This window comes from Candidatus Dormiibacterota bacterium, from assembly GCA_035635555.1.
Classification (GTDB): domain Bacteria; phylum Acidobacteriota; class Polarisedimenticolia; order Gp22-AA2; family Gp22-AA2; genus Gp22-AA3.
The window spans coordinates 19,139-31,816 of sequence record DASQAT010000043.1 but is presented as its reverse complement, the minus strand read 5'-3'; the positions used below and the strand labels follow the sequence as shown (position 1 = coordinate 31,816).

At 70.1% G+C, this 12,678-nt stretch carries 10 protein-coding genes; all 10 read left to right on the top strand.

The features are described 5' to 3' along the window. Positions 1 to 36 precede the first annotated feature (36 nt). The 10 genes from VEW47_12175 to VEW47_12130 all read left to right on the top strand — a co-directional run bounded on the left by VEW47_12175 (position 37) and on the right by VEW47_12130 (position 12,678). Complete coding sequence (locus VEW47_12175; protein HYS05940.1) at positions 37 to 870, top strand: GNAT family N-acetyltransferase; 834 nt, start codon at positions 37 to 39, stop codon at positions 868 to 870. Then, entirely contained in the window at positions 867 to 2,273 is a 1,407-nt protein-coding gene (locus VEW47_12170) for a glycosyltransferase (protein ID HYS05939.1), read from the top strand. The genes VEW47_12175 and VEW47_12170 overlap by 4 nt, the downstream gene beginning before the upstream one ends. Continuing rightward, positions 2,270 to 3,073 carry a class I SAM-dependent methyltransferase gene (locus VEW47_12165; GenBank protein HYS05938.1) on the top strand — a complete coding sequence of 268 codons (804 nt, stop codon included), beginning with the start codon at positions 2,270 to 2,272 and terminating at the stop codon, positions 3,071 to 3,073. Before VEW47_12170 ends, VEW47_12165 begins: the two co-directional genes overlap by 4 nt. Further along, positions 3,070 to 4,320, top strand: coding sequence for a right-handed parallel beta-helix repeat-containing protein (locus VEW47_12160; GenBank protein ID HYS05937.1), 1,251 nt, complete (start codon positions 3,070 to 3,072; stop codon positions 4,318 to 4,320). Before VEW47_12165 ends, VEW47_12160 begins: the two co-directional genes overlap by 4 nt. After that, positions 4,317 to 5,342: a hypothetical protein gene (locus VEW47_12155; protein ID HYS05936.1), complete on the top strand. Its 1,026-nt coding sequence runs from the start codon at positions 4,317 to 4,319 to the stop codon at positions 5,340 to 5,342. Before VEW47_12160 ends, VEW47_12155 begins: the two co-directional genes overlap by 4 nt. Beyond that, complete coding sequence (locus VEW47_12150; GenBank protein ID HYS05935.1) at positions 5,336 to 6,142, top strand: hypothetical protein; 807 nt, start codon at positions 5,336 to 5,338, stop codon at positions 6,140 to 6,142. The genes VEW47_12155 and VEW47_12150 overlap by 7 nt, the downstream gene beginning before the upstream one ends. Beyond that, on the top strand, positions 6,132 to 8,381 hold the full coding sequence (locus tag VEW47_12145; GenBank protein HYS05934.1) for a bifunctional diguanylate cyclase/phosphodiesterase: 2,250 nt from the start codon (positions 6,132 to 6,134) through the stop codon (positions 8,379 to 8,381). Before VEW47_12150 ends, VEW47_12145 begins: the two co-directional genes overlap by 11 nt. Before the next feature lie 96 nt (positions 8,382 to 8,477). Further along, positions 8,478 to 9,671 carry a DegT/DnrJ/EryC1/StrS family aminotransferase gene (locus VEW47_12140; protein HYS05933.1) on the top strand — a complete coding sequence of 398 codons (1,194 nt, stop codon included), beginning with the start codon at positions 8,478 to 8,480 and terminating at the stop codon, positions 9,669 to 9,671. After that, a complete protein-coding gene (gene wecB, locus VEW47_12135; protein HYS05932.1) occupies positions 9,668 to 10,792 on the top strand; it encodes a UDP-N-acetylglucosamine 2-epimerase (non-hydrolyzing) in 1,125 nt (374 codons plus the stop codon). The genes VEW47_12140 and wecB overlap by 4 nt, the downstream gene beginning before the upstream one ends. A gap of 110 nt (positions 10,793 to 10,902) precedes the next feature. Further along, a complete protein-coding gene (locus VEW47_12130) occupies positions 10,903 to 12,678 on the top strand; it encodes a GAF domain-containing sensor histidine kinase (protein ID HYS05931.1) in 1,776 nt (591 codons plus the stop codon).

Sequence of the window (12,678 nt, the reverse complement as noted above, 5' to 3'; positions counted from 1 at the left end):
CTCCGGGCCGGGTCCGGGTTGTGGTGGACGCGCTCGATGTACCGGTTCTACCTGCGGCGCGCCTTCGCGGGGCGGCCTCCCGACCTGCTGGTCATGCGCGAGGGAGGACGCATCGTGTCGGGCGTCGGGGTGAACTACCGGTCGGTCCGCCTGGCCGGCGGCGGGACGGTCGCCGCGGCGATCCTGACCGCCGGATGGACGGCCCCGAAGGCCCGGGGCCGCGGCCTGTTCAGCAGGCTGATCGAGTCCGCCATCGGCGTCGTCGCCCGCCGGGGCCGCGCTCTGGCCCTGGCGTTCGTGAGAGAGGACAACTCCAGCGGCCGTGTTCTCAGGAGGCTCGGAGCGCACATGCTGCCGACGTCTTACATCTCGTTCGAGCCTGCGAGCTCGCGGCTGCCGGCGATCGGTAAGACGCCCCGCGTGCGCTCCGTCCCGCCTGCAACGATCCAGTCCGCGGCCGCGCGCGAACCCGTAGAAAACGCGGCGTGCTTCGACTATCCGGGTCGTCTGGATTGGAGGGGGCAGTTCATCGAACGTCCCGACCCGGTGGAGACGCTCGCGATCGGCGACTGCGCGGCGATCGTCGAGCGGACCGGCGACACCGACCGGCTGCAGCTGCTGATCGGCCCGCCGGCGGAAAGACGGGCGGCACTGGAGGCCCTGGTCCTGCGCGCCCGGAGAGCCGATCGAGGCTTCCTCGCTTTCGCGCTCGAAGAGACGGCACCGGAGAGGACAGGGCCGCCGGGAATGACCAGCAAACCGGGCCACTTCGCCCTGCTCGTCACCGGCCGCGCGAAGCCGGCCGCCGCATCGCCGGGCAGCCCCTGGCGCGGCGTGGAGTGGCGGATCCAGCCGGGAGATCGAATGTGACGTCCCTGCCCGAAGTCCTGCGGCGGCGTGTCGTGCTGGGGTCCGGATGCGCGGCGCTCGTGCTGGCGATCGTCTGGGTCACTTCGTTCGCGGGGCCGCTCTATGCCGGCGTGTACTTTCTGGCCAACTTCATGCTGTTCGCCGATCTGTTCGATCTGATCGTGCGCCGCGTCCTGCTCCGCGTGCACACGGGACGGCCCCGCGGCGGTGCCTGCCCGACATCCGTGCCGGTCGGCATCGGCAGGTTCACCGATGCCCAGGTCGCACTTCACCTGAAAGGGTATGCGTTCCTGCTGGCCGTCCACGACATGGCCGACCAGGTGGAGGACTTCATCGAGGCGATGCTGCCGTTCAAGGACCGGGTCTGGATCATCGACGACGCCTCGACCGATTCGACGGCGCAGGTCCTGCTGCGCGCCGGGTTTCGCTGCGTGCGGGGCGCGCAGAACCAGAAGAAGCCGGGGGCCATCCGCCAGCTGCTGCGCCAGGTCGATCCGGCGGTGCGGACGGTCATCGTGATGGATCCCGACTGTCGCCTGGCGGACGACGTCCTCATGCTCGGCGGCCTGGAGCGCCGGATCTTCGAGTTCCAGCGCAGCGGCATGGCGGCGCTGACGCCGCGCATCCGCATCGTCGAGGCGGGGCTGCTGCCGACTCTGCAGGCCCTGGAGTACGGCCTGACGTTCTCCGTGCTGCGCAAGAGTCTGGGGGATCACTGCGTCACCTCCGGTCTGTCGATCTATCGGCGGGACGCCCTCGAGTCGGTGCTCGACAAGCACGATCTCACCGTTTACGCGGAGGACTTCGAGAACGCGATCATCCTTCTCTCCGGGAAGGAGCGCATCTACTACGACGAAAGGCTGGTCTTCGAGACGGTTCCCAAACGGACCTGGAGAGACCTGTTCTCGCAGCGCGTCGGCTGGTATTTCGGCCTGCTGCACGTCTACGCGACGCAGCTGCCGCGCATCCGATCGTTCTGGCGCCGTGACGCGTCGACGACCTACCACTTCCTGGTCTACGCCGCCGGTCTCTCCATCGCGCTTCACCCGATCCGCCTGCTCATGCTGCTCACGCTGCTGCTCAGCACGTTGAACGGCGTCGATGTCCTCTTCGGGCTCGATCTGGTCCCGGACACTCCGATGACCGATCCGTCCCATTTCGTGATCGCGTACGTGCAGTACACCCTGCTGATGACGGTCCTGCTCCTGACCGCGATCAAGCGCCCGGAGCGGGCCCGCCTCGGTCCGGCGGTGCCGCTGTTCTTCTTCTACGCGCTGGCTCTCGTCGTCCCGACCACCGTGGGGTACCTGAACTGGCTGAGCCTGCGCCTGCGCGGGCGGCGGGTGTACGACGATCATTACGACCACCCCGGCTCCACGCACTCGGTGCTGTCGAGCCCATGAGCAGCCTGCCGGTCGCTTCGCTCGCGGAGTACTGGGAGAACCGGGCGCGCAGCTTCGCGGGGGCCGGCCGGGGACTCGCGGCCGTCTGCTCCTTCGGGATGCCGGCATTCTACAACTCGCTGATCCACCACAGTCAGCGTCTGGCGCTGCTCCCCTGGCTCGATATGCCGGAAGGGAGCACCGTCCTCGATGCGGGCTGTGGAGTGGGTCGGTGGAGCCGCCTGATGGCGGCGCGCGGGGCCCTGGTGAGCGGCGTCGATCTGTCTCCGGTCATGATCGGCGAGGCCGCGCGGCGGGCCCGGCGTGAAGGAGTCGCCGACCGCTGTCGCTTCAGGGTCGGCGACCTGGCCGCGCTGCGGCTCGATCGGACCTTCGATCGGATCGTGGCAGTGACCGTCCTGCAGCACATCCTCGATGAGGCGGCCGCCGGCGAGGCGATTCGCCGCCTGGCGGAGCACCTGGCACCGGCCGGCCGGATGGTCGTCCTGGAGGCCGCGCCGGCGCGCGAGGTGCGCGATTACGACCACGCCGCCTTCAGGGCGCGTACGTCGGGGACCTACCTGTCCTTGTTCTCGCGAGCCGGGCTGGCCTGTCTTCACATGACCGGCGTCGACCCGGCCCGCTTCAAGCTGCCGGCCGTCGTCCTGTACCAGCGGCTGCCCCGGCTTCTCGGCTGGCCGCTGCTCGCACTGGCGTCGGCGGCGGCGGCTCCGATCGATTGGATAGCCGGACGACGGCTCGTCGCCCGGTCCTGGCACAAGCTCTTCGTGCTGGCCCACGCGCAGGAGGGTGCCCCATGAGACTCGACGGTCGGAACGTTGCCGCACTCGCTCTGCTTCTGGTCGTCGGTTTCGTCGGGATGTCCGCGCAATGGCTGACGGATGCCGGCGAGCCCGGACCCGCTCTCGCGACCTCGCGCCTGATCCTCGTGACCAACGGCGACGACGTCGGAGTCGGCAGTCTGCGCCAGGCGATCTTCGATTCGAATCTGGCGAACGGGCGCGCGCGCATCCAGTTCCAGACACGCAGCATCACCGTCCGGACCCCTCTGCCGCCCCTCGTGAATCCCGCCGGGGTCGTGATCGACGGCGGGAAGAACACGGAAATCCGGGCCGATCTGTCGAAGGATGGCCCGCTGTTCGACGTGGTCAGCCCCCATGTGTCGTTCTCCGGCCTGAAGCTGGTCCACGTGGGCGGAGCCGCGATCCTGATCCGCGGCGGCGCGGTCGCCGTCACCAACGTCGAGATCTCCGGTTGTGGCATCGGCATCCAGATCGGCGATCAGGTCCGGGAGCTGATCGTGGACGGCTCGCGGTTCGAGGGGAACGGGACCGGCATCCAGATCGCCTCGGGGGGCACGGTCACGGTGCAGAAGAGCTCCTTCGCGCGCCAGCTCTCGGCCGGGATCTGGGCGGTGGGGCCGGCGGACGCCGGCCCGGGGGAGCCGCGCCTCATCGTGCGCGACAACGAGTTCGTCGAGAACCGGATCGGGGCGGGCATCATCAACGTCGGCGCGCTGTTGTCCAACAACGGCTTCACGAAGTCGCGCGAGACGGCGGTGTTCGTGAGCGGCCGCGGGGCCGTGATCCAGCACAATCGGATAGGGTCCGGGGCCATCGGCGTGCAGGCGGAGGACACGCACGGATTGTCGCTCGTCGACAACGAGATCGACCACAACGCCAGCATGGGCGTGCTGCTGCGCTCGTCGTCGAGCGCGATGGTACGCGCCAATCGCGTGCACTCGAACGGCTACGGCATCGCCATCATTCTGGGAGCCGTGGGCAACCCCAATCTCATCGTGGACAACGTCCTGATGGGCCAGACGGTCGATGGCCTGTTCATCGTCGGCAGCTCTCCCAGCCTCCGGAACAACCGGGTGATGAGCAGCAGCGCGGCCGGAGTGCGTGTCCTGACGTACGTTTTCCCGCAGGGCCGGCAGGTCGCCGCCAACCCTTCCCTGGAGAACAACACGCTGCAGGGCAATCTGCAGGACGGCCCGGTGCTCGGCGAATACCGCGTCGCTCCGGCCAAGAGTCCCGGGCCGTGACCGGTCTCGAGCGTCTGCGGAGCGACCGGGCGATCCTGGACTGCGTCGTCCTGACTTCGGCGACGGTGGGGTTCGTGCTGGCGGTCGTGCCATTTCTCTGGCGTCTGTACCGCCTGCCGCTCGGCAGCATCACCTCGACGGTGGCCTGCTTCGGCGTGGCGTATTGGGGGGGTGCCAGGCTGCTGGACCGCGCCGCCGGTCGATCGATCATGTTCGCCGGGACGCTGTTGATGCAGGTCGGCGCCGTCGTCACGTTCGCCTGGATCTGGCACCTCGCCGGCGGCGTCGACAACCCGGCCTTCCTGTGGGTGTTCGCGCCTGTCCTGCTGGCGAACGTCCTGCTGCTCCCGGGGTGGCATTCCTACGGCATCGCGGCCACGTCATGGGTCGCGGTGACGGTGGTCGCCCTGGCCGAGTCGGAGGGGCTGCGCTGGCTGGCCTTCCGGGTCGGCCTGCCTCTGGCGGAGCTCGGTGATCTCCTCAAGATGCGGCGCGACTCCGAGGCGTTCACCGGCCTGTCGACCACCCCCTCCCAGATCGCCGTGTCGCTCCTGCTGTTTGCCGGCGCCTCTCTGACGCTCGTGTGCGTCGGCGACTCGCTGGCGCGGCGCGCCGGCCTCCGAGCCCGGCCGGAGGATGTCCCCAATCTGTTCCGGCAGGCGGTCGAGACCGATCCGCTTCCCAGGGTGATCGTACAGCCGGGGGACGGGGGGATCGTTCACATGAGCGAGAGCTTCCGCAGGCAGATGCTGGTGGACAGGCAACCGGCCAATCTGTTCGAGGTCGTCCGGTTCGTCGAGCCGACCGACCCGCAGCTCTTGATGAGCGGGGAGGAGGCCGAGCTGCTGCGCTGCCGCTACGGCATCGGCTCCGAGTACCGGGTCGGCCATCTGCGCTCCCACCGGATCCTCCAGGGGGTCGAGCCGCTGGTCGTGGTGACGTTCGAGGAGATGCTGCTGGCCCAGAGCGGGCCTCCCGGCTCCGCGGAAGCCGCTCCCGGACGCGGGAAGGCTTCGTGTTGACGAATCGCCTGCGCGCGGGCGCCTGCGCCCTGCTGGTGGCGGCGATCGCGGCGCCGGGTACCGCGCTCGCGGCCGACGGCAGCCTGATGCTCAACGCCGATCTCTACGACGGGAGCGCCGAAGTGAAGGGCTGGGGGACCAGCGTCGTCTGGATCGGCGCCGGCCGCGGCGGCTCCTACCGGATCGGCGCGGCGGGTGTCTCCATGGAGGACGCCCACTGGGCCTATGTCTCGGGCGGCCGCACCTTCCAGTTCGGCGCGCGCCACCATTTCGACGCCTCCATGCGCCTGGGGAAGGCCAGTCTTCCCGGGCAATCCGACGACTTCAATGAGGTCAGCGCGACACTGTACGCGGGCCTCGCGCCGGGCCGGGTGACGCTGGTGCTCGGAGACAGCTGGCTGGACATCGGCGACACCGAGGGGCAGCTGCTGCAGGGCGGGCTCGACATCACCGCGGCGCAGCGCTGGGGCGCCGGCCTGCGGCTGTACACCGGGATGAGCGGGGACCTCGACGACAAGTTCGCGACCGGAAGCGTCAGCCTGCGCGGCACCTCCGCCACCTGGACCTTCGGGGTCGCCGTCGGCCGCACGGTGCCCTACAGAGGCGCGCCGGGCAGCGAGACGCAGAGCTCGACGGAAATCTACATGACCGTGGCGCTGACCGTGGGAAGGCACCGCATGAATGTCGCCGCCTCCAGTTTCCAGGGGGAGAGCACCAGGCGACGGATGCTGTCGACGGCCTGGTTCATCCCGTTCTCCGGCCGGCCGGCCAAGGGCGGGGTGGTGGCCGATGACGACTAGGAAAGCCTCGACCCGCGCGCTCGTGGCCTCCCTGATCGCCGTGCTCTGCGGATCGGCTCTTCTCCGGGCGACGACCGCGCGCGAGGCGGAGACCCGGCGCGCGCAGGCCCGGACCATCGGCGCCGCCTTCGGTCACCGCCTGGAGACCGAGTTCGAGCGGCTCGGCGCCGTGAGCGAGACGCTGGCGCTCGTGGCGCACGATCGCGACTGCGATGCGCTGCGTCCCCTCTTCCAGAGGCTGATCGAGACATCCGCCTCGATCCAGGGGGTCTGGCAGGCGCGTGGCGGGCGCACCTGCGCGTTCGTGGATCAGACGCGGTTTCCCGAGCGCGACACCCGGTTCTGGCGATCCGACGGCTCGGTCTTCCGGGGTGAGGGGGCGACGGCGGTGCGCGGCCCGTTCGCCTCTTCGCGCGGCAACACGGTCGTGCTGGTGGTGCACCGGACCGAGGCCACGGCCGAAGGCCCGCCGGTCTCGACCACCCTGCTGGTCGACCTCCTTCAGGTCCTGAGCGCGAGCGGGCTGGACCTGCTGGGGAACGCGGGGTACCAGTTCGCGCTCCGGCGATCGGGGGAGGAGTCCGACGGCGGGCCCCCCTTCCTCGGGGCCCCCAGCCTGTCCCGGAGCGCCCTCGATTTCGAGCTGAACCTTCCGGGCGCCGCCTGGCGGCTGGCCGTCGCCGGCTCGGGAGGATGGTACGCGACCGGGACCCTCGCCGCGGGCCTGGCGCTGGTTCTCGCCTTCGGCGCCGCGATAGGCCTGTCGACCTACGGCCTGCTCCGTCAGCCGGAGCTGCTCCTAAGAGAGGTCGAGCTCCGCAAGGAACGGCTGTCGCGGGCGCGCCTCGAGATCGACCATGAGGCGACCGAGAGGGGTGTGGCGGAGCAACGGCTGGAGCAGGAGCTGACGCGGGATCCGCTCACGGGGCTCTACAATCGCCGCTCGTTCGCGGAGCAGCTGCGGCGCGCCCTGGGGGACGCGGGGTCGCGCCCCGGGTGTCCCCTGGCCGTCCTGACCCTCGACCTCGACGGGTTCACACGCTTCAACAACACCCTCGGGCACGCCTTCGGAGATCGCTTCATCTGTCACGTCGCCGACCAATTGCGATTGACCCTGCGCGAGGAGCACGCCGCCGCCCGGATAGGCCCCGACGAATTTGCCGTCCTGATCCTCGATTGCAAGAGCGCCGACATCGTCGGGCGCTTCGCCGGCCGGCTGCAGAGCGACCTGGGCACGCTGTTCCGGTCCGAGGGGGAGGAGACCTCGATGACCGCCAGCATCGGCATCGCGATCGGCGAGGGGGATGGCGCAGGCGCGGGGGATCTCCTGCGCGACGCCGGCATCGCGATGGTCCAGGCCCGCGACCAGGGAGGGGCCCGCCACGTGCTGTTCGAGCGCAAGATGCACTCGCTGGCGATCGACGAGATGCGTCTGGAGAAGGAGCTCCGCTCCGGCATCGGCAAGGGGGAGCTGCGGAGCTTCTATCAGCCGATCCTGAACCTCGACACCTCCGGTATCGTCGGCTTCGAGGCCCTGATTCGCTGGATGCACCCGCAGCGCGCCCTGGTCTCCCCCGCGGAATTCCTCCCCCTGGCGGAGAAGACGGGATTGATCATCGACATCGACCGCTGGTGCATGAAGGACGCCCTGGGCTGGCTCCAGGCCATGCACGCTCGCTTCCGCTCCGAGCCGCCGCTCCTGATGAACGTCAACCTGTCCGGCAAGGAGCTCAGCCAGGCGGACCTCGTCGATGTGGTCGAGCGCATCCTGCGCGAGACGGGTGTCACCCCCGCCTGCGTGAGCCTGGAGGTCACGGAGAGCGTCATGATGGAGGATCCCGAGCGGGCCATCGGCATTCTGACCGGCCTGAAGAAGCTCGGCGTCAAGCTGTCCCTGGACGACTTCGGGACCGGGTACTCCTCCCTGGGTTATCTGCACAAGTTCCCGCTGGATTCCGTCAAGATCGACCGCTCCTTCGTGTGGAACATGTCCGCCAGCCGGAAGAATCTCGAGATCGTCCGGACGGTGCTCCGCTTCGCCGAGAACCTCGGCATGCGGGTGGTGGCGGAGGGGATCGAGACCAGGGAGCAGATGCAGCAGCTGCTCGATCTCGGCTGCCGCTACGGACAGGGGTTCCTGTTCTCGAAGCCCGTGGAGGCGTCGCAGGCGGAGCGCCTCTTGAGCACCGGCTTCGAGCGCCAGGGACCACCCGGGCGGGTTTCGTCGGCCGCGGGGTGATAGTCCGCGGCACCCCTCTCCTGCACGGACCGCCCGCGCCGTTGACTTGAACCTGCGGCTGCCCCACAATCTGCCCTTCGCGGGAGGAGGGGGAGAATGGGCGTTCTCCGCAAGGCGCAGGATGAAGGCAAGCCGGCCGGCCGTGTCCCCGCCATCGACCTAGGCGCGACATTCACCGATCTCAGGCAGGAGATCCTGGCGGCGGTCGAGCGCGTGCTCGCCTCCGGCCGTTACATCGGCGGCCCCGAGGTCGAGCGGCTCGAGAGAGAGTTCGCCGCCTTCTGCGATGTGCCGCACGCGGTCGCGGTGTCGAGCGGCACGGACGCCCTCCGCTTCGCGCTGATCGCCGCGGGCGCGGGCGGCGGCCCCCGCGACGAAGTCATCACGTCCCCCCTGACCTTCATCGCCACCACGGAGGCCATCTCCCAGGCCGGCGCCCGGACGGTGTTCGTGGATGTCGATCCCGAGTCGCTGACTCTTGACCCGGGGCTCGTGCGGAAGGCGATCACCGACCGCACCGCGGCGATCGTTCCGATCCACCTGTACGGTCAGACGGCCGACATGGGCCCTATCCTCGAGATGGCGCGGCCGCGCGCTCTGGCGGTCGTCGAAGACGCCTGCCAAGCGCACGGGGCGCTGTACCGGGGAGGCGCCGCCGGGGCGGGACGCTCCGCCGGGTCGCTGGGGGACGCGGGCTGCTTCTCCTTCTATCCGACGAAGAACCTGGGTGGCTGCGGCGAAGGGGGCATGCTCACGACCGCCCGCGCGGAGATAGCAGAGCGCGCGCGCAGTCTGAGGGATCACGGCCAGTCGGAGAAGTACATCCACGCCGAGGAGGGGTACAACGGGCGTCTGGACGCGCTGCAGGCGGCCATCCTGCGGGTCAAGCTGAAGCGGCTGTCCGGCTGGAACGCGCGGCGGCGGGCGCTCGCGGCGCTCTACACCGAGCGCTTCAAGGAGATGGGGCTCGCCGGGACGGCGCTCCGTCTTCCCGTCGAGAAGCCCTGGGGGACGCACGTCTATCATCTTTATACGGTGCGCGTCCCCATCGACGCCCGCGACCGGGTGCGCGCGGAGCTTCTCGAGAAGGAGATCGAGACCGGCATCCACTACCCGATCCCTTTGCACCTTCAAGCCTGCTACGCCTCGCTGGGCCTGCGCGAGGGGTCCTTCCCGGTCGCCGAGCGGGCGGCGCGCGAGGTGCTGTCGCTGCCGCTCTTCCCGGAGATGACCGACGCCCAGGTCGAGAGGGTGTGCGAGGCGCTGCGCGTCGTCCTGGGACGGGGATGAAGAAGCGCGCCCCTCTCCGTCTTCTCCTCGTCGCCGGGGCCCGCCCGAACTTCATGAAAGTCGCGCCGCTCCTGCGCGAGCTCCGGGCGCGTCCCGGGCTCTTCGAGGCCCGTCTGGTGCACACGGGGCAGCACTACGACGAGGCGATGTCGGACATCTTCTTCGAGGAGCTGGAGATCCCGAAGCCGGACATCCATCTCGGTGTCGGCTCCGGGAGCCACGCGGTGCAGACGGCGCGCATCATGGAGGCGTTCGAGAAGGTTCTGGTGGCCGACCGGCCCGACTGGGTGGTGGTCGTGGGGGACGTGAACTCGACCCTGGCCTGCTCGGTGGTGGCGGCGAAGATGTCGCCGCCGGTGCGCGTGGCGCATGTCGAGGCGGGGCTGCGCTCGCGCGACCGGTCGATGCCGGAGGAGGTCAACCGCGTCGTCACCGACGCCCTTTCGGACCTGCTGTTCACCACGAGCCCGGACGCCGACGTCAATCTGCGCCACGAGGGGATCGAGCGCCGCAGGATCCACCGCGTCGGCAACGTCATGATCGACACGCTGCGGCGCTTCCTGGCGCGGGCCGACTCGTCGGACGTGATGCGGCGGCTGGGGATCGCGGCGCCGTTCGCCCTCCTGACGCTGCACCGGCCGTCGAACGTGGACGACGAGGCTGCGCTGCGGCGCATCTTCACGGCGCTCGAGACGGTGGCGCAGGACATCCCGATCGTCTTCCCGGTGCACCCGCGCACCGTCAAGATGATGCGGGAGCTGGGTGTCGGCGCGGACGGCGGCTCCGGTAGTCTGCGGCTCATCGAGCCTCTGGGGTATCTCGACTTCCTGCATCTCCAGAAGCGTGCGCGTCTGGTCCTGACCGATTCGGGCGGCATTCAGGAAGAAGCCTCGATCCTCGGCGTGCCGTGCCTCACCCTCCGTGAAAATACCGAGCGGCCGATCACGACGACCCGCGGCACGAACGTGCTGGTGGGGAGCGACACGCGGGCGATCGTCACGGCGGCGCGGAGGATCCTGCGCGCACGGGCCCGGCGACCCCGGTCGATCCCGCTCTGGGACGGCCGTGCGGCGGGGCGCATCGCGGCGGTGTTCGCCCGTATCGCCCGCGAATCCAGTTGACACGGGCACTTCCTGTGACCAGAATGAGTCGAGCGCAGGTCACACCACAACAACTTGGCTGTCTGCCGATGAAACAAGCCCTGGCTCGAGGCGAAGACTCTCAGGGAAGCATGCGTCGGGGGAGGTCTCCGCTCCAGGCCGCGCGCCGCGATCATGACCTGAGGCTGATGCGCTCCTTCTACCGCATCTCGCTTCTGAGCTCCGCGCAGGGCAGGCCCTTCGAGATCGCCACCCGCGTGCTGCGCGAGTTCGCGCGCACCATGCGGTTCCGGCGGGCCGAGATCATCCTTCTCGACCGCCGCCATCGTCTTCTCAGGCTGGCGTCCTGCGGGCGCGTTCGCGCGGCGTCGCTCGACCCGCCGGGGGAGCGTCTGCGCGACTGTCCGTTCGGGCGGAGCCTGGTGCGCCGCCGGCAGGCGGTCCTGCACGTCGGCGGCGGCTCGGGTGCGTCGCAGCGGCGCATCTGCCACGTTCGGTGGCTCGGCGTGACCTCCCTGTTTGGCGCCCCGCTGCGCGGTCCGGGGCGGCCGCTCGGGTTCCTGCTGGCGGATCGGGGCGGGCAGCCGTTCGACCTGGGGGCGACCGAGCTCGAAGTCGCGACCGCGCTGGCCGGTGTCATCACCGAAGTCGTGAACGGGGCGCTGGCGCGCGAGGCCGAAGCGCGGCGCCAGTCGGGGCTGCTCCTGCTCAGCCAGGTGGGGCACGCCATCAGCGCTGAAGAGAGCCTTCCGGTCCTGCTGCCGCGCCTGGCCCGCGTGGTGCGGGGGGTGACGAAGGCCCTGGGGGTCGTGGTGGCGCTGCACGACGAGCGGGCGGGGGAGATGGAGGTCGCCGCCATGGCGGGACCGCCGGGGCAGTACTCGCGCGGATACCGGTTCTCGGCCCGCCCGAGCTCCACGACTTTGAGCCCGCGCGCCCTGCGCTCCGGCCGGCCGGTCGTGGTCCCCGATCTCCGGGAGGCGCCGGACATCTGCGCCTACTGGGCGGAAGCGCGCACGGTCCTGGTGCTCCCGATCCGGTGCAGGGGGAAGATCCTGGGGACGCTGAGGCTGGAGGACGCGCGGCCGCGGGCCTTCGAGGAGGAGGACATCCGGCTCCACGCCACGATCGCCGACCAGATCGGCCACGCCGTCAGGAAGGCGCGCGTCATCGAGGCGCTGAGCCGCAAGCAGGCCGACCTGCGGGCCGTGTCGGAGAGCCTCGAGCGCCGGATCGAAGAAGACCGGCGCCGCATCGCGCGCGAGCTGCACGACGAGCTGGCCCAGTCGATGACCGCGGCCAAGATCAACCTGGGGCTCCTGCGCAACCTGACCCGGGGCGGGGCGCCCGAGGTGGGTCGCGCCATCCGGGAGACGGAGAGCGTCGTGCTTCGCACGATCGCCGAGACGCGCCGCATCGCCATGGACCTGCGTCCGTCCATCCTGGACGACCTGGGGCTCGTGCCGGCCCTGCGCTGGTACTCCGACACGTTCTCGAGGCGCACCGGCGTGGGCGTCGAGCTGCAGGCGAACGGCAACGGCGCGCCGATCGACAAGGACGTCAACACCCTCCTGTTTCGCTTCTTCCAGGAGGCGCTCACCAACGTCGCCCGCCACGCGCGCGCCCGGCAGGTCCGCATCGGCCTGAACGGCCACAACGGGACCCTGCGGGCGATCGTCTCGGACGACGGCATCGGGCTGAGGCAGGCGGGGATGTCCCACCAGGGTCTGGGTCTCATCGGCATGCGCGAGCGGATCGAGCGGGCCGGGGGGGCGCTGCGCATCCAGTCCCGCCCGGGCCGGGGGACGCGTCTGGTCGCCGAGATCCCGATCCACGCGGCGGCCGCGGGGCGGGGACGGTCGAGCCGTCCGGCACCCGTCCAGGCGTACGAGGCAGGGTTTCCATGA